Consider the following 16,708-nt stretch of genomic DNA (forward strand, 5'->3'; position numbering starts at 1 on the left):
AGAAATACTATCAAGGTCAAAACCGATAAATTATAATCCTATCTTTGAAAAATCACAAGTAATATCAATAACAGATTTTAATAAAAATAGAGAACTACTAGGAGAAGAACCTTTGAAGCTAGATCAGGATAAAGTTTATATTGCTTCAAACTTTGATAATTTACTTCCAACTATTGAAAGGTTCTTTGAGGAAAATGATCAGATTACTATTGGTGATAAAGCTTATAAAATTGGAAAGAAGGAAGTTCTACAGGATTCTTTAGCTACATCTCCTTCTAGCAACAATATATTTTCATTGATTATGCCAGATAACTTTTGTGAAGGATTAACGCCTACAGGTGAATATATAAATATTAATTATGTGGGAGACAAAAGGGAAGAAAAGCAAAATGAATATAATATATTACTTAATAAATATGTTAGTATGGGGACAGATTACTTTAAAAATGAAATTAAATTAAGTGGTATGACAAAAGAAATGGCTTATTATGAAAGCATAGGAATGTCAACCATTATATTGTTTATAGCAATATATATAGGAATAGTATTTTTACTTTCTAGCGCAGCTGTTTTAGCACTTCAACAGTTATCACAATGCAATGAATCCATTGAAAGATATGAAGCATTAAAGAAGATAGGAGCTTCAAGAAGTCAGATTAATAAAAGTATTTTAATTGAAGTATTAACTTTCTTCATGCTGCCTTTATCATTAGCAATAATTCACTCAATTGTTGGAGTAAACATTATAGAGCAGTATCTAAAAACTTTTGGTAACTATGACATATTATTTTCAGCACTTATCACAACTTTAATTTTTGTGGTAATCTATGGCGGATACTTCTATGCTACTTATATTGCCTATAAAACAGTTATAGATAATTAGCTATAATACGAAAGTTTATAAAAACTCTTGATTTTAACGTTACGTAATACCTTAGTATTAGTAATTAAAGGAGATGGAGTTATGAAAATTACAGAAATACGCTCTGATAAAGTTTATAATAAAATAATTAATGCCAAATTAGATAAGAAGGACGATATTTATAGATATGATTATTATGCTAGTATCATAAAGTAATTATAATATTGATATAGAATACTTAAGTGATAATTATATTTTATCACAGTGTTGTCTAGTACAATGGGTTAATTATAAAAATGCTGGCCACGCTTTATATGTAGACAGCATTTTTTTATTATTCTTTTAATTTAAAAGTTAATTTTACAGGATTGTGATCACTATACATAAAATCAGCATCAATATTTTCAGCAGTAGCTATAATATTGTCAGAAATAATAAAACCATCTAATACAGAAGTATAGTTTACATCTTTTGTATAAGGAATATCAGCAGTTCTACAAGTTGGAACAGTAGTGTTGTTAGAAGCGTTAACAATGCTCATGCCTTTAGGTAGATTTTCATCAGTTAAAAGGTACACCCAATCAGGGACTAATTGTTCTGATATAAATGTATCATCATCTATATTTAGAGCATGATTAAAATCTCCACCTACTATTACATAATTACCTTTATCATATTCTTCCTTCATAGTTGTATTAAGAAGTTCAAGTTGTTTGGCACGTATTATACCACCTTCATCATAAGCAGACATATGATTATTTATTAATACTAATTCCTTACCGTTTGAAACTTCATAACGAGTAATTGTAAAGCATCTATCTAAATCAAAGAATTTAGTAAAAAAGCTAGTATCTACAGGATAGCTAATACGTGTTGCTGAGCTTACCTTATATTTAGCTAGGGTAAGTAGGCCAGATTTTACACTACCATGTGGTTCGTTAAAAGGATATATCATATATGGTGCATGGAAATTAAGAGTAAAGACACTTCCATAATCACTTAATGCATTTTCTATAGTTTCTTTTTGATTGATATTGTAACTACGAGTTGCTTTTACATCAACTTCTTGAAGCACAACAAAGTCAGTAGACAATTCTTTTATTATATCTGTAGATCCATTAGTATTTTTTAAAACAGTTTCTTTGCTACTTCCCCTTGAAGATTTCCCTGTAACAGCAGTACCATTTGCCATTGCTCCAGTATCCATAAAGAATGAATAGTTTTGATCATAAGCACCAAACCCAATATTATATGTAAGGGCTGAGTAATTGGTATTAGTTTTTAAAATATCATTTTGATTATTTGTAATTTCTAAGGATAGATTATCATCAATACGGTAGTATGTTGCATTCATATATATTGCATAACCACCAGCAAAAATTGCAAGTAATAAAAATAAACTAGAAATTATAATAAGAATTTTTTTTGTTGCTTTCTTCATGTTTAACCTCCCTGTACTTTATCTTTATATTTAATATAAATAGTATTCATTAAATCTAATGTATAAATTAAAGTTATTTATTTTTCCATAACATAATTCTGTAACCAAACTCCATTTTTTTCTACATTTTGTTTTTTAATAACTTTGTATCCTCGTTTCGTAAAAAAAGGTTTTGCCTGTATAATCTTTTATATTAATGGAATGAACTGTACCCTTATAGTTATAAATATTTTATCATATATTGGAAAAAATAAAAGATTTTATTATGATAAAGGATGTAGATAAACATATATAAGATAACGAAAATATTAAGTAATATATATATTTTATTAACATAACAATTAAGTTATAATTAAAGTAAGAATCAAGGTGGAGGAAAATGAATATATGAATAAAAGATTTAACTCTACAGGAGTTTGTATACCAAGTATGCATTACATGGTTAATATAGATAATAAACTTAATAAAATAAAAGAATTAATAGATAGAAGAGATTACTTTGTAATAAATAGGCCAAGACAGTACGGGAAAACTACTACAATGTTTATGCTTGAGCAAAGATTAAAAGATGAGTATTTAGTTATAAGTATAAGTTTTGAAGGAATAGGAGATGAAGTATTTCTTAAAGAGGAAAGCTTTTCTAATGTTTTTATTGAATTAATGGCAGATAATCTTGAATTTATTAATGAAAATGAGAGTAAAAGATTATTAAGTATCGCTACTGATGTTAAAAATTTAAGAGATTTATCTAAAGTAATAACTAAATTTATTAAAGAGAGTAAAAAGGAAGTTGTTTTATTTATAGATGAAGTAGATAAAAGTTCAAACAATCAACTATTTTTAAGCTTTTTAGGAATGCTTAGAAATAAGTATTTATTAAGACAACAAGGTAAGGACAGAACCTTTAGTAGTGTTATATTAGCTGGAGTTTATGATATTAAAAATTTAAAGCTAAAATTTAGAAATGATGATGAAAAGAAGTATAACAGTCCTTGGAATATAGCAGTAAATTTTGATATAGATATGAGCTTTAATAGTTTAGAAATAAGTTCAATGTTAAGGGAATACTCATCAGATAAAAATGTGAATATGGATATAGAATATATATCTGAGTTATTATATGAATATACTAGTGGCTACCCTTTTTTAGTAAGTAGAATATGTCAAATAATTGATGAAAAACTTATAGAAGAAGATTTTAAATGGAATGAAGAAACTTTAATAAAAGCTATGAAATTACTACTTTCAGAAAGTAATACTTTATTTGATGATTTAATTAAAAATATAGAAAATAATGAAGAATTAAAAGAATATATTTTTGATTTAATAATGAATGGAGAAGATAAGAGTTTTAATATTGATAATCCAATTATAAATATTGGAGAAATATTTGGATATTTTAAAAACTTAAATGGAAAAGTAAAGATATCTAATAGAGTTTTTGAACAAAGATTATACAATTATTATTCGTCTAAGTTAGAGAATAAAGTGGATATGAGTTCTTATAATTTTAAAGATAATTTTATAACAAGTACGGGCTTAGATTTTAAAAAGATACTTTTAAGATTTCAACAATTTATAAAAGAACAATATAGCACCATAGATTCTAAGTTTATAGAGCGTGAAGGAAGACTGTTATTCTTAGCATTTATAAAGCCTATTATAAATGGTGTTGGATTTGACTTTAAAGAAGTTCAAGTATCGGAAGAAAAGAGATTAGATATTGTTATTACATATCTAAAGGAAAAATATTTAGTAGAGCTTAAAATTTGGAGAGGTGAAGAATATCACCAAAAGGGTTTAAAGCAGTTATATGATTATTTAGATATTAAAGATTTAGACTCTGGATATCTTGTAATTTATAATTTTAATAAGAATAAAGAATATAAAAGTGAAGAAGTTATTATAAATGATAAAAAGATATTTATAATTTGGGTATAAGTATTATTAAAAGATGTAATATTAGTAATGGGAACCACAGTTATTGAGGGAAGAGTTGTAATTAGTAGAGATAGATAATAAATCTGTCTCTACTTTTTTTATGAATGTAATAAAAGAGAGACTACTTTTAAATAAAATCATCGTAAATGAGTATTAAACTAGAAAGAAATAAAAAAGTACTGATAAATCTTATATTTTAGATGTAAATATTTGTTAAGTTTAAATATAGAACAATATGTGAAATTTTAACAAACACAATGTTATAAATTATGATATTTATAAATAAGTAGTACATATATAAATAAGTAGTACATAAGATAATCTAAAATAGATATTTTCATACTAAAATTAAAAAATAAGTTATACTATAATATTTATAAAAATAAAATATATATGAGAATATAATAATTTTAGGGGAATGATAATGAGAAAAAAGCAAAATCAAGAAAAAGGAGTTTTACTAAAAATATTAAAAAGTAGAATTACTATATTGATGGTATGCTTTGCAATGATCTCAATATTATTTACTGGATGTTCAAATGATGATGAATTAAATAAACTTAAAGCAGAAAATGAAACTCTAACTAAAGAGATACAGGAGCTTAAAGAGAATGAAATTAAAAATGAAGAGAATAAAGCTAAAGTTGAAGCTAAGAATGAAGAACTTAATAAAAAGGTATCAACTGCAGAGGAATATTTATCATTAAATAGTTCTGAAAAAGAGTTAGTTGATGCAAAGATTGAGGAAGTTAAAAAAGCAACTGAGGAAGAGAAAGCTAGACTTAAGGCAGAAGAAGAAGCAAAGAAAGCAGAAGAAGAGGCTAAATTAAAAGCAGAGCAAGAAGCAAAAGAAGCAGAGGAAAAAGCAAAAAGGGAAGCTGAAGAACAAGCTAAGAAAGAAGCTGAAGCTCAAAAGTATAATACTGGATTAACATATGAAGATATAGCTAGAAATCCTACTGAAAATGCTATGAAGTTAGTAACTTTTTCGGGAAGGATTGTTCAAGTTATGAAAGCTGATGGTTATACTCAATATAGAATGGCTATTGATGATAATTATGACCAAATAGTATTGATTGAAGTAGATAATGAATTATTGAGTAATGGAAATATATTAGAAGATGATTATATTACAATTAAAGGAACATTTGTAATGGAACACACTTATCAAACTGTAATGGGAGCTCAAAAGACAATTCCAGCAATTGTTGTTGATGAATTTAATTTTAATTAAATAATATAAATTTATTTTATTGCAGCAATTTACAATGCAAAATAACCGAATGTTTTATTATAAGACTAATAAAATCAGATATATAAAATGGTAAATTATAAAATAGATATGTTTTAAATTAAATATAAGTAGTTTAAAAAAGCTCTGTATCTGATGCAGAGCTTTTTTTGATTAATAAATAACCAATATACATTTAAATAAAATCATCGTAAATAAGTATTAAAGTAGAAAGAAATAAAAAAGTATTGTTGAATCTTATATTGTATCTATAAATATTTGTTAAGTTTAAATATAAAACAATATGTGAAATTTTAATAAGTGTAATGTTATAAATTAAGTTAAATTACAATATTTATAAATAAGCAAGCGTGTAACCGTATTATATATTTGTTAAGGAGAAAGAGGAATAAAAGTATGGGGAATGTGAAAAAGCAGTTTATACTGCAAGATAAGAAATTTAGAGGATTTTGTATATATAGATTGCTTTTTGGAATAAGCTATAGCGTTATGATACCTATAATACCTTTGTTTTTTTAGAGTATAGGAATGGAAACCATAACTATAGGAATGGTAATTTCTTTATATGGAGTAAGTAAAACATTGATGCAAATTCCTTTTGGTGTTGTTTCTGATAAGGTAGGAGATAAATTAACGTTGAAAATAGCTTTAATGTTAATGGCATTAGTACCTATAGGTTATATATTTTCTGATACAACTTTTAAGGCTGGAAGTTTGTATGTTATTCAAGGAGCTATTCTTGGAATGGCAGCACCAGCTACTTATTCTGTACTTGCAAGAACTTTAAATGTTAAGAGAAGAGGGGAATGCACAGGGCTTGCTTCAGCAGTATTTACTTTAGGTGGAGGTATAGGTGCTGCTATTGCAAGTTTTATATTATCAAAATTTAATAGTTTTAATATGGCTTTTAATATAGCTGCTTTAGGAATATTTCTTACATTGATATATGTAGTTATTAGAGTTGATAAAGTAAAAGTTGAAAAGGGTAAGATAAATAATAAGGCCAGTATAGGAGAGATTTTATATGAGATAAAGAATAGAGGATTTGTATATAAGATTATTATTTTATCAAGTAGTGCTTTTTTAGGTGATTATATTTATTCTTGTGTTGTGGCTTTAATTCATTTTTATGGACAGGATGTACTTAATGTATCAACAGGATATACTTCTGCTATAATATCAGTTTATTTATTAGTCTTTGGTTTAGCAGCACCAATAGCAGGATGGGTTAGTGATAAGATAGGGAATAGAAAGCAGTTTTTATATTCTTTTCTTTTAATGAATTTTACTTTGCTAGGATTAATAATAACTAGGAATATAACTATATTTACAGTAATAATTATATTGTATTTTTTAGGAGCCACATATTTAAATGCTTCTGTACAAAGTTGTCTTTCAGAATTTGGAGCTTATCCTGAGATTAAAGGTCTTGTTTTTGGTATTGTTGGGGCTTCTGAATCATTAGGGTATGCAGTAGGTCCATTAGTTTCATCTTATATTTATGAGTATAATAAGAACTTTTTATTTTTAGGATTGTTAATAGTGTCTGTTTTAGTAACGATTATTTACTTAGCTTTGTTTAATAAGTCTAAAATATAAGGTAGTTAATATAGTCTATAATTGTTTTTTGCAAAGATAGTTTAATAAGCAAATTTATAAAAGTATAAAAAAGCTGTAATGATAAATAATAAAGTGAAGTAATCTTTAGAGGTAACGAGGTTTATTATGAATTTAAAGAATAATATATTATTCAGCAAAAAGGAGCTTTTATATTTTTGTATTCAAAGATTTGCTTTTGGATTTAGTTATAGTTTAATGATACCTATAATCCCTTTATATTTTAATTCTTTAGGATTAAGTAGCTTGATTATAGGAGGAGTTATGTCTTCTTATGGTTTAAGTAAGGCTTTAATGCAATTAGTTTTTGGAGCTATTACAAACAAAATTGGAGATAAGTTATTATTAATAATAGCATTTATATTAATGGCTATAATCCCTTTTTTGTATACTTTAAATAGTAGTAGTTTAATAGCTAGTATTATTTATATTGCACAGGGAGCAATACTTGGAATGTCTGCACCAGCAGTTTTTTCTTTATTAGCTAGATCTTTAGATGAAGAAAAAAGAGGGCAGTGTACAGGATATGCTTCAGCAGTATTTACATTAAGTGGAGCTATTGCTTCTATTATAGGTGGATTTATAGTTACAAAGCTAAATAACTATAACTTAGTATTTTATATGTCTTCTATAGGAATTATTTTAACAGTAGTTTTTATAATTATGAAAATAAAGAAGGCTGATGTAAATAGCAAAGATACAGCAAAAAGTAGTAGGTTAGATAATAAAAATATAGATAAATGTAATGATGAAAATGTAAAAGATAATATAACTGCCTTTGAAAATAAGAGAGATAATAGAAGCAATATTGAAAATAAGAAAGGTAATTTTAAAAGTAAAATAGGTAATATATTTAAAACCATAAAGGAGAAGAAGCTTTTAGCTAAGATAGTTCTTTTAGGGATAATAGCTTTATTAGGAGATTTTATATATGGTTGTATAGTGTCAATATTTCCTTTTTATGGGCAAGAGGTTTTAGGGTCTAGTACCTTTTATACATCTGTAATAATATCCGTGTATTTATTTATCTTTGGGATATTTGCACCTATAGGTGGATTTACTAGTGATAAGATTGGAGTAAAGAAGCAGTTATTTATATCATTTATCTTTATGATAATAGCTTTAGGTGCATTATCAATAGTAAGAAAGATAAGCATATTTACAGTAGCTATTATTATATATTTTTTAGGAGCAACATTTTTAAATTCAGGATTACAAAACTCTCTATTAAAGTTTGGAGAAGATAAAAAAAGTGAAGGAATTGTATTTGGATTTGTAGGTGCTTGCGAATCTTTAGGTTATGCAGTAGGGCCTTTAATATCGGCTTATGTATATAATTTAAATAAAGTATGGCTTTTTCCAGGATTATTTATATTTACTGTTTTAGTATTTGTAATTTTTATATTTTTAAGAAAGAAAAGCTTTAATACAGCAGACTTTTAAAGTGGGTAGGGAGATATTAACAAGTGAATTTAAAAAAATTACAAAGAAAAAGTCGGCTAATTTGCCGACCTTTATAATATATAATATAGATTTTTAAGAAATTTTACTAAAATCATGATTTATTATTTCTATTAATTTAAATTCATCATTTTCAAATTCAAATTTTAGTATGCAGCAATTACCTAATCTTTCTTTTTGATCAACATCACTAGTATGAGCCCAGTATCTCATAAATTGACGACAAGCAGCTCCATGAGAAACAGCTAAAACTGTTTTATGGTCATCATTTTTCATAATGGAGCATCGCACCACCCTTGGATTTTTCTCCTAACGTTAAATAATGTTTGTCCATGTCTCATTAAGTACAATATTTTTTTCATAAATTTCTCTTCCAATTTAAGTATATGTTAGTTCAACTTCTATCTAATAAGACTTGCTAACATTTCTATTGATGATGCTTCTTGATGGTTAAAGAAAGAACTTTCTTTTTTATCTAAAGTGGAAATTTTATCCATATCATCTTTAGTTAATTCAAAGTCGAAAATATCTATATTCTGTAACATTCTTTCTTTATTCACAGTTTTTGATAGTGGAACAATTCCTCTTTGAAGTAACCATCTTAAAATAACTTGTGCAATTGATTTACCATACTTGTCTCCAATTGTCTTTAAAGTAGTATTATCAAATATTCCATTTCTTCCTTCTGCAAAAGGTGCCCATGCTTGTAGTTGTACCCCATACTTGCTATTATAATCCTGTGCCAATAATTGTTGATGGAATGGATTAATTTCAATTTGGTTTACTGCTGGTGTTATTTCATTAAATAAAGCTAAGTCAACTAAACGGTCAGGATAGAAGTTTGATACACCTATAGCTTTAATTTTACCTTCTTTATATAAATCCTCCATAGCTCTATAAGTTCCATAGTAATCATTTAGTGGTTGGTGGATTAATACTAAATCCAAATAATCCAACTTCATTTTCTTTAAAGAAGATTCAATAGATTTCTTTGCTTTATCATATCCTCCATTGCTAATCCATACTTTAGTTGTAATAAATAAATCCTTTCTAGGTACTGATGATTTAGCAATAGCTTCTCCAACTGCTTCTTCATTTCCATAAGATTGTGCTGTATCAATTAATCTGTATCCAACATCAATAGCATCTAGCACAACCCTAATACATTCTTCTTTATCAGTGATTTGAAAAACTCCAAATCCAACTGCTGGCATATTTATTCCGTTATTTAAAGTTACATATTGCATTTAAATTTCTCCTTTATTTTTAGTATTTTGTATTTTATAATAATATTACCAGTCGGTAGTTGCTACCGAGCAAGAGTTTTTTTAAAAAATTTTTTTGAAATTAGGAGGTAATTTTATGTATACACCTAAAGAGGTATGTCAGCAGGTTGGAATATCTTACGAAACATTGAAATTTTATTGCAAAGAGGGTTTGGTGCCAGCGGTAAAAAGAGATAAAAATAACTATCGTATTTTTGACGAAAAAAATATTGCATGGCTAAAGGGATTACAATGCTTGAGAAAGTGTGGTATGAGCATTAAAGATATGAAACTTTATATGAATTATTGCATAGAAGGTCCATCTACAATTCCTCAAAGAAAAGAAATGCTTAATGAATCAAAGAAATCTTTATTGAAAAAAATCAATGAAATTAATGAATGTATTGACTTTATTGACAATAAACAATCTTTCTACGATGATGTATTAGATGGGAAAATAGAATATATAAGCAATTTAACTAAGGTAGAAAATAAATAAGATATTAAAATAAATATTTGGTCTTTTTTCTTTAAGAGAATGCTTTTAAAAAGCAGTTAATAAAAAGTTTGAACTTATTAATATTAGTTGTCATAATGTAGTTTTTAACCCTGTATATTTAAAGTATAAATATTTAAGGGGAGTAGTGGCATGAACTTTTTTTCTTTAGAGCCAATGCTGAATTATGAGTTATCTAAAAATGAAAAAATACGTCCTATTTTTATATTACTATTTTTAATTGTTTTATTAATAACCTTTAAGCATAAATTGAGAAACAACAAAAGATTAGATATGTATATTAGGTATGGACTAGCTATTGTGTCTTTTTCTTTTTTAGCTTTATACTATATTTTAAAATGGCATGATTCTGGATTTAATTTTGATACTATTCCTTTACATATCTGTTTTATAAGCAATATATTATGTATAATACTTTGCTTTAATAAGTCTAAAAAATTATTTAAATTCTTGTTTTTTGTAGGAATATTAGGAGGAATAGCTAGTTTATTACTACCTGATCTATCATTATCAGATGAGTATTTTAGATATTATCAATTTTATGTATGTCATATTAGCATAATAGTTATACCACTATATTTCTATGTGGTTTATGATTATAGAATTAAATTTATAGATTGTATAAAGAGCTTTGCAATACTTCAACTTATAGGAATACCTATTGGGATATTTAATGAAATATATAAAACAAACTATATGTTTATAAGTTTTACTTCTAACTTTGCTTCTAAAAATAGTGCTTTAGAGCTGTTAGGAAATGGAGATTATTATATTCTATATTTAGAAGTATTAACTTTTTTAGGTTTAGTATTATGGTATTTTATAGTATATGTAATTTCTAATTTGATGAAAAGATGCCAGTATAGCTTAATAGATATATGAAGCTATTTATTATAAAAAAGTAGTAATAAATGATAGTGTATTTATTACTACTTTTTTGATTTAAATTTATAGCATAAGTTTAATTCTTTTTATTTACTAGCTTTTTAGGATATACAGATACTACTATTGTAAGAATTATTAAAGAAATGATTAAAATAGGCATAGTAATATTTACTGGAATAATTAATGATATTATAGTAAATATAAATCCAAAAACAACAAAGACTTTACCACCAAATCTATGAGTCTTAAACCATATATCATCATTTGATAGCGTTAGTGATGTTCTTATTCCTATAAAGTTGTTTCTTTTACATTTTGGAAGATAATTTCCTAATATAATAAATCCTATTCCTAAAGCCATATATATTAATTTACTTGAAAATGCATTATTTATATTAGTTATCTTATTAAAATCTGATATTAGAAAACTTATGGTTAGGACATTAAAAGTAATTGCTAGAACTACAGTACAAGCATTTAAACTTTTAATGTTATTTTTGTTTTCAGGTTTCTTTGCAGCATAATTTGTACATATAAGGCTTATGATACAAATGACAACATACATTATTGGTAATATTAAAGATTCATATTTACTTCCCCATCTTGTAACTTCTCCATTAAATCCATAATGAGCTGGTATTAAGTCAGGCAAATAATTTAAAGATATAAGAGTTATTATTAATGGTAAAAATATAAAAATTATTAACAGCACCTTTTTAAAATTAGTTTTCATTAGAATCCCCCCTTTTTTATATTAAATTGAGATCGCCACATCATTATTTCTTCAAAAACAGATATGTTTAACTCATAATAAATATATTTCCATTGTTTATCTTCTATTATCAAATCAGCTTTTTTTAAGATTGAAAGATGATGTGAAATTGTTGCTTGTGTCATATCAAATTTACTTGCAATTTCACCTGCTGACATCTTCCCATCTCGAAGAAGTGCTAATATTTCACGTCTTGTAGGATCAGATAAGGCTTTAAAAGTATTTTGAAGTGGCATTAGTTTACCTCCAATTTCATTTAGATAATTATCTATATGATTAAATATAAAATCTATATGATTAAATAGTAAACTAAAAAGTACCCTATACCATAGAAAAAACTATGGTATAGGGTACTAATCATTTTTGACTTTAATAGCCGTCTTTGGGCAATTATTTACACATGAAAGACAAGATTCGCAATGTTTACTAAATTTAATATTTTTTGATTTATCATAAGATACATTTGCTCTTGGGCATACTTTTATACATGTGCTACATTTAATACAATCCTCATTTACATAGAAATTATCTTTAATCAGATTACACATACAGAATGCCATGTAATATCATGTATTGCAAATATAAAGGAACCTAATGGAATTATGATTGCTGAAAAATTAAGCATGACTAGAGGTGGAATTTCTAAAATAGCCAATCGTTTGATAGAAAAAAAACTTATTACTACATATAAAGATGACAGTAATCAAAAAAAGATTTTCTATAAATTAACTAGTCTCGGAGAAAAAATTAATATAATTCATAATGAACTTCATAAAGAAAATCATAATTTTCTTTTAAAAATAGCTAGCAATTATACACCACAAGAACAGGATATAATTATTAAATTTATAAAAGAGTTGAAAAATAATAATGAACAATCTTAAACTATTGTGACTTAAAAGGATGTCTGAATTGATATGCTCTCTGTCTACTTGACAGGGATAGCTAAAATTCAGACATCCTTTATATTATGTTTATTTTTACATTATTTTAAAACAAAGCCTTATTTTTTATAGGCAGTAAGTTATATCATTATTTATAAATTTATATAATACAGTAAGTAGTATTAATTTTTGTAATGTTAGCTTAATTAAATTTAAGGGGGAATGATAATATATGCCTGAATCGAAGTGTCCTGTGACAGGTAATACAAGTATGCCTATAGCAAGTGAACAACATACTAATAAGAGTTTATTTCCAAATGAATTGAATCTTAAAATTCTTCATCAAAATTCAGAATTATGTAATCCAATGTCTAAGTATTTTAACTATGCTAAAGAATTTAACAAACTAGATCTTGAAGAAGTAAAGAATGATTTATTTAAGTTAATGACAGATTCTAAGGATTGGTGGCCTGCTGACTATGGGCATTATGGAGGATTATTTATACGTATGGCATGGCATAGTGCAGGAAGCTATAGAGTTGGAGATGGTAGAGGTGGTGGAGGTCGTGGAATGCAAAGATTATCACCTCTTAATACCTGGCCAGATAATGCTAATTTAGATAAGGCACGTAGGTTGCTTTGGCCAATTAAAAAGAAATATGGAAATAAAATATCTTGGGCAGACCTTATGATACTAGCAGGTAACTGTGCATTTGAATCTATGGGGATAAAGATGATAGGTTTTGGTGGTGGACGTGAGGATGTTTGGGAGCCTCAAGAAGATATTTATTGGGGAAATGAAGAAAAGTGGCTTGGAGATAATAAACTAGCAGATAGTGGAGAGATTGAAAATCCACTTGCTGCTGTTCAAATGGGATTAATTTATGTAAATCCAGAAGGACCAAATGGAAAGCCAGATCCAGCAGCATCAGCTAAGGATATTAGAGAAACTTTCTTAAGAATGGCTATGAATGATGAAGAGACTGTTGCACTTATAGCAGGTGGACATACTTTTGGTAAATGTCATGGCGCAGGTCCAGCTACATATGTTGGGCCAGGACCTGAAGCTGCACCTATTGAGGAGCAAGGGCTTGGGTGGAAGAATAGCTATGGAAAAGGTAAAGCTGAAGATACTATAACTAGTGGAATAGAAGGTGCATGGAATGCAAATCCAATACAGTGGGATATGGGGTATTTGAAAACATTATTTAAATATGAGTGGGAGCTAGTTAAAAGCCCAGCAGGAGCATATCAATGGTTAGCTATGAATGTGGATGAAGAGGATATGGTAGTAGATGCTCATAATCCATTAAAAAAGCATAGACCTATGATGACTACAGCAGATTTAGGCCTTATTAATGATCCTATATATGCAAGAATTGCAAAAGATTATTTGGAAAACCCAGAAAAATTTGCTGATGCATTTGTTCATGCATGGTTCAAATTAACTCATAGAGATATGGGACCAATATCAAGATATCTTGGACCAGATGTTCCAAAGGAAGTATTTATTTGGCAAGATCCTGTGCCAAATGTTAATCATAAATTAGTTAATAAAAAGGATATAATACATCTTAAGAAAAGAATTTTAGACTCTGGATTATCAATATCAGAGCTTGTTAGAACAGCTTGGGCTTCTGCATCAACATTCCGTGGTTCAGATTATCGTGGTGGAGCAAATGGAGCTAGAATATGTCTTGAACCACAAAAAAATTGGGAAGTTAATGAACCAAAGGAACTTAGGAAGGTTTTAAATATATTAAAAGGAATAATGTCAAAGTTTAATAAGTCACAATCAGGAAGTAAGAAAATTTCACTAGCAGATATTATTGTACTTGGTGGATGTGTTGCTATTGAACAAGCTGCTAAAAATGCAGGGTATGATATTATTGTTCCTTTTACTCCAGGGCGTACTGATGCAACCCAAGAGCAAACTGATATAAACTCCTTCTGTGTACTTGAACCTAAGGCAGATGGATTTAGAAATTATATGAAAGATAAATTGCAAGTAAGACCAGAAGCAATGTTAATTGATAGGGCACAGCTATTAACATTAACAGCTCCTGAAATGACAGTATTAATTGGTGGTATGCGTGTATTAAATGCTAATTATAATCACTCTAAAGATGGTGTATTTACACATAGACCAGAATGTCTTACAAATGATTTCTTTGTAAATCTTCTTGATATGGATACAGTTTGGAAACCAACATCTAAAGATGAAGATAGATTTGAAGGAATTGATAGAAAAACAGGAAAGTTAAAGTGGACAGCAACAAGAGTTGATCTTATATTTGGTTCTAATTCACAGCTTCGTGCAATTGCTGAAGTATATGCATCTAATGGCAATGAGGAAAAATTCCTTTGTGATTTTATAGCTGCTTGGAACAAAGTAATGAATGCAGATCGTTTTGATATTAAAATAAAGAAATAACCAAGAAAAGTAAAAAAAACGTAAAGTTAAATTATGATATTAATCAGTTGAAGTAACAATTATTGCTTCAGCTGATTTTTATATGTTTAGAAATAACTGCTTAGTCTTTTTTTTACTTTTAGAAAATAAATATATATAGTGGAATAAATATAAAAAGAGTAGTATAATATAAATAATTGAAAATGATTATCAATTAAAAGAGGTGATAAGATGAATATTTTAATGGGATTATTAATACCACTTGCAGGAACTACATTAGGTGCTGCTTGTGTTTTTATTATGAAGAAAGAATTAAATCAATTAGTTAACAAGGCGTTACTTGGCTTTGCATCAGGCGTAATGATTGCAGCTTCTGTATGGTCGTTAATTATACCAGCAATAGATATGAGTTCTAATATGAATAAATTTGCATTTTTCCCAGCGGCAATAGGTGTATTAATAGGTATAGTATTTATGCTTATTTTAGATAAAGTAATACCACATCTTCATTTAGATAATGACAAACCAGAAGGGGTAAAAAGTGAAAAGTTAAGGAAAACAACAATGTTAGTTTTAGCTGTTGTATTGCATAACATACCAGAGGGAATGGCTGTAGGAATTGTTTTTGCAGGAGCGATGAGTACAGAAAGTGCTATAACTATTGCAGGAGCATTTGCATTATCAATTGGTATTGCAATTCAAAACTTTCCAGAAGGGGCTATTATATCAATGCCTCTAAAAAGTGAAGGAATAAGTAAAGGAAAGTCATTCTTTTATGGTTTTTTATCAGGAGTTGTTGAACCTATAGGAGCAATTTTGACAATTGTTTTTTCTAAGGCACTTACACCTATAATGCCATATCTTTTATCATTTGCAGCAGGGGCTATGATTTATGTTGTTGTTGAAGAGCTAATTCCAGAATCATCTACTGGTGAACATTCAAATATAGGTACAATTGGGTTTGCTATAGGTTTTGTATTAATGATGATTTTAGATGTAGCATTAGGATAAGAGTTAAATAAGGAATTAAATTTTCCAATGTTCAGTGACTTAAAGGATATGACTTTAGTTGCTTTAACTGGTGCTATAATCCATATTTCTATGGGAGCAACAATGCAATTTATTCCAATGTTATTAGTTATAATCTTTTGTGTTATTGCTGCTTATGTTAGCGCAAAATTTGCAAATAAGTGTGAGATTAAAAGGTTAAATAAAGTTGTAGGTACATGCCTTGGAATTCTTGGTGTAATAACTATTTTAATAAAATTAATATAATTGAATAATTGCAATAGTTATTAAATACAATTTATTGGTACTAATATGTATATTTTACATTATAAAAATATACATATAGTAAAAATACTTTGAATCTGTTAAGCTGATATGAAAAAATAGCTT

The 16,708-nt window shown here is 27.3% G+C and carries 18 protein-coding genes; 11 read left to right on the forward strand and 7 right to left on the reverse strand.

The features are described 5' to 3' along the window. Window positions 1–883, forward strand: an 883-nt coding sequence (locus HMPREF0216_RS07575; RefSeq protein ID WP_005213205.1) for an ABC transporter permease, incomplete at its 5' end; no start/stop codon positions are given. A 313-nt stretch (window positions 884–1,196) separates the two neighbouring features. Here the strand turns inward: HMPREF0216_RS07575 and HMPREF0216_RS07580 are convergent. Then, complete coding sequence (locus HMPREF0216_RS07580; protein ID WP_005213208.1) at window positions 1,197–2,303, reverse strand: endonuclease/exonuclease/phosphatase family protein; 1,107 nt, start codon at window positions 2,301–2,303, stop codon at window positions 1,197–1,199. A 387-nt stretch (window positions 2,304–2,690) separates the two neighbouring features. On the opposite strand from HMPREF0216_RS07580, the gene HMPREF0216_RS07585 reads away from it, so the two are divergent. The 4 genes from HMPREF0216_RS07585 to HMPREF0216_RS07600 all read left to right on the forward strand — a co-directional run bounded on the left by HMPREF0216_RS07585 (window position 2,691) and on the right by HMPREF0216_RS07600 (window position 8,556). Then, complete coding sequence (locus HMPREF0216_RS07585) at window positions 2,691–4,244, forward strand: P-loop NTPase family protein (RefSeq protein WP_040419377.1); 1,554 nt, start codon at window positions 2,691–2,693, stop codon at window positions 4,242–4,244. Between the two features lie 424 nt (window positions 4,245–4,668). Beyond that, a complete protein-coding gene (locus tag HMPREF0216_RS07590) occupies window positions 4,669–5,478 on the forward strand; it encodes a hypothetical protein (protein WP_005213213.1) in 810 nt (269 codons plus the stop codon). Window positions 5,479–6,024: 546 nt separating this feature from the next. Next, entirely contained in the window at window positions 6,025–7,095 is a 1,071-nt protein-coding gene (locus HMPREF0216_RS07595) for an MFS transporter (RefSeq protein ID WP_005213216.1), read from the forward strand. Window positions 7,096–7,221: 126 nt separating this feature from the next. After that, window positions 7,222–8,556 carry an MFS transporter gene (locus tag HMPREF0216_RS07600; RefSeq protein WP_005213218.1) on the forward strand — a complete coding sequence of 445 codons (1,335 nt, stop codon included), beginning with the start codon at window positions 7,222–7,224 and terminating at the stop codon, window positions 8,554–8,556. A 93-nt stretch (window positions 8,557–8,649) separates the two neighbouring features. On the opposite strand, the gene HMPREF0216_RS07605 is transcribed toward HMPREF0216_RS07600, so the two are convergent. From HMPREF0216_RS07605 to HMPREF0216_RS07610, 3 genes are read right to left on the reverse strand one after another with little or no spacing between them, the layout of a single operon-like run. Beyond that, the gene (locus HMPREF0216_RS07605; RefSeq protein WP_005213221.1) at window positions 8,650–8,850 is read right to left on the reverse strand and encodes a histidine phosphatase family protein; all 201 of its coding nucleotides are present in this window, start codon (window positions 8,848–8,850) and stop codon (window positions 8,650–8,652) included. Beyond that, a complete protein-coding gene (locus HMPREF0216_RS18235) occupies window positions 8,847–8,936 on the reverse strand; it encodes a histidine phosphatase family protein (RefSeq protein ID WP_394371321.1) in 90 nt (29 codons plus the stop codon). Before HMPREF0216_RS18235 ends, HMPREF0216_RS07605 begins: the two co-directional genes overlap by 4 nt. A 39-nt stretch (window positions 8,937–8,975) precedes the next feature. Further along, the gene (locus tag HMPREF0216_RS07610) at window positions 8,976–9,821 is read right to left on the reverse strand and encodes an aldo/keto reductase (RefSeq protein WP_005213225.1); all 846 of its coding nucleotides are present in this window, start codon (window positions 9,819–9,821) and stop codon (window positions 8,976–8,978) included. Between the two features lie 115 nt (window positions 9,822–9,936). Between HMPREF0216_RS07610 and HMPREF0216_RS07615 the strand changes: the two genes are divergently transcribed. Further along, a complete protein-coding gene (locus HMPREF0216_RS07615) occupies window positions 9,937–10,338 on the forward strand; it encodes a MerR family transcriptional regulator (protein WP_005213227.1) in 402 nt (133 codons plus the stop codon). A gap of 150 nt (window positions 10,339–10,488) precedes the next feature. Further along, window positions 10,489–11,238: a YwaF family protein gene (locus HMPREF0216_RS07620; RefSeq protein ID WP_005213229.1), complete on the forward strand. Its 750-nt coding sequence runs from the start codon at window positions 10,489–10,491 to the stop codon at window positions 11,236–11,238. Between the two features lie 79 nt (window positions 11,239–11,317). Here the strand turns inward: HMPREF0216_RS07620 and HMPREF0216_RS07625 are convergent, their stop codons facing one another. The 3 genes from HMPREF0216_RS07625 to HMPREF0216_RS18240 form a co-directional block, all read right to left on the reverse strand. Continuing rightward, complete coding sequence (locus HMPREF0216_RS07625) at window positions 11,318–11,974, reverse strand: SdpI family protein (protein WP_005213230.1); 657 nt, start codon at window positions 11,972–11,974, stop codon at window positions 11,318–11,320. Continuing rightward, window positions 11,974–12,249, reverse strand: coding sequence for an autorepressor SdpR family transcription factor (locus HMPREF0216_RS07630; protein ID WP_005213231.1), 276 nt, complete (start codon window positions 12,247–12,249; stop codon window positions 11,974–11,976). Before HMPREF0216_RS07630 ends, HMPREF0216_RS07625 begins: the two co-directional genes overlap by 1 nt. 117 nt (window positions 12,250–12,366) lie before the next feature. Next, window positions 12,367–12,573: a 4Fe-4S dicluster domain-containing protein gene (locus tag HMPREF0216_RS18240; RefSeq protein ID WP_083875398.1), complete on the reverse strand. Its 207-nt coding sequence runs from the start codon at window positions 12,571–12,573 to the stop codon at window positions 12,367–12,369. Here HMPREF0216_RS18240 and HMPREF0216_RS17325 point away from each other — a divergent pair. The 4 genes from HMPREF0216_RS17325 to HMPREF0216_RS07650 all read left to right on the forward strand — a co-directional run bounded on the left by HMPREF0216_RS17325 (window position 12,553) and on the right by HMPREF0216_RS07650 (window position 16,585). Next, complete coding sequence (locus HMPREF0216_RS17325; protein ID WP_278244422.1) at window positions 12,553–12,897, forward strand: MarR family transcriptional regulator; 345 nt, start codon at window positions 12,553–12,555, stop codon at window positions 12,895–12,897. The two genes, HMPREF0216_RS18240 and HMPREF0216_RS17325, sit on opposite strands and share 21 nt — an antisense overlap. Window positions 12,898–13,129: 232 nt before the next feature. After that, window positions 13,130–15,331 carry a catalase/peroxidase HPI gene (gene katG, locus HMPREF0216_RS07640; RefSeq protein WP_005213234.1) on the forward strand — a complete coding sequence of 734 codons (2,202 nt, stop codon included), beginning with the start codon at window positions 13,130–13,132 and terminating at the stop codon, window positions 15,329–15,331. Between the two features lie 210 nt (window positions 15,332–15,541). Beyond that, window positions 15,542–16,321, forward strand: coding sequence for a ZIP family metal transporter (locus HMPREF0216_RS07645; protein ID WP_005213236.1), 780 nt, complete (start codon window positions 15,542–15,544; stop codon window positions 16,319–16,321). Window positions 16,322–16,348: 27 nt separating this feature from the next. Further along, on the forward strand, window positions 16,349–16,585 hold the full coding sequence (locus HMPREF0216_RS07650; RefSeq protein WP_005213237.1) for a hypothetical protein: 237 nt from the start codon (window positions 16,349–16,351) through the stop codon (window positions 16,583–16,585). Window positions 16,586–16,708: the final 123 nt, after the last annotated feature.

This window comes from Clostridium celatum DSM 1785 (assembly GCF_000320405.1).
GTDB lineage: Bacteria > Bacillota > Clostridia > Clostridiales > Clostridiaceae > Clostridium > Clostridium celatum.

Bases quoted from the DNA above. Each gene is read 5' to 3' on its own strand.
- HMPREF0216_RS07615 (WP_005213227.1), top strand. From the start codon at position 9,937: ATGTATACACCTAAAGAGGTATGTCAGCAGGTTGGAATATCTTACGAA.
- HMPREF0216_RS07605 (WP_005213221.1), bottom strand. From the start codon at position 8,850: ATGAAAAATGATGACCATAAAACAGTTTTAGCTGTTTCTCATGGAGCT.
- HMPREF0216_RS18240 (WP_083875398.1), bottom strand. From the start codon at position 12,573: ATGGCATTCTGTATGTGTAATCTGATTAAAGATAATTTCTATGTAAAT.
- HMPREF0216_RS07630 (WP_005213231.1), bottom strand. From the start codon at position 12,249: ATGCCACTTCAAAATACTTTTAAAGCCTTATCTGATCCTACAAGACGT.
- HMPREF0216_RS07580 (WP_005213208.1), bottom strand. From the start codon at position 2,303: ATGAAGAAAGCAACAAAAAAAATTCTTATTATAATTTCTAGTTTATTT.
- HMPREF0216_RS18235 (WP_394371321.1), bottom strand. From the start codon at position 8,936: ATGAAAAAAATATTGTACTTAATGAGACATGGACAAACATTATTTAAC.
- HMPREF0216_RS07650 (WP_005213237.1), top strand. From the start codon at position 16,349: ATGTTCAGTGACTTAAAGGATATGACTTTAGTTGCTTTAACTGGTGCT.
- katG (WP_005213234.1), top strand. From the start codon at position 13,130: ATGCCTGAATCGAAGTGTCCTGTGACAGGTAATACAAGTATGCCTATA.
- HMPREF0216_RS07595 (WP_005213216.1), top strand. From the start codon at position 6,025: ATGGAAACCATAACTATAGGAATGGTAATTTCTTTATATGGAGTAAGT.
- HMPREF0216_RS07645 (WP_005213236.1), top strand. From the start codon at position 15,542: ATGAATATTTTAATGGGATTATTAATACCACTTGCAGGAACTACATTA.
- HMPREF0216_RS07600 (WP_005213218.1), top strand. From the start codon at position 7,222: ATGAATTTAAAGAATAATATATTATTCAGCAAAAAGGAGCTTTTATAT.
- HMPREF0216_RS07610 (WP_005213225.1), bottom strand. From the start codon at position 9,821: ATGCAATATGTAACTTTAAATAACGGAATAAATATGCCAGCAGTTGGA.
- HMPREF0216_RS07590 (WP_005213213.1), top strand. From the start codon at position 4,669: ATGAGAAAAAAGCAAAATCAAGAAAAAGGAGTTTTACTAAAAATATTA.
- HMPREF0216_RS07620 (WP_005213229.1), top strand. From the start codon at position 10,489: ATGAACTTTTTTTCTTTAGAGCCAATGCTGAATTATGAGTTATCTAAA.
- HMPREF0216_RS07585 (WP_040419377.1), top strand. From the start codon at position 2,691: ATGAATAAAAGATTTAACTCTACAGGAGTTTGTATACCAAGTATGCAT.
- HMPREF0216_RS07625 (WP_005213230.1), bottom strand. From the start codon at position 11,974: ATGAAAACTAATTTTAAAAAGGTGCTGTTAATAATTTTTATATTTTTA.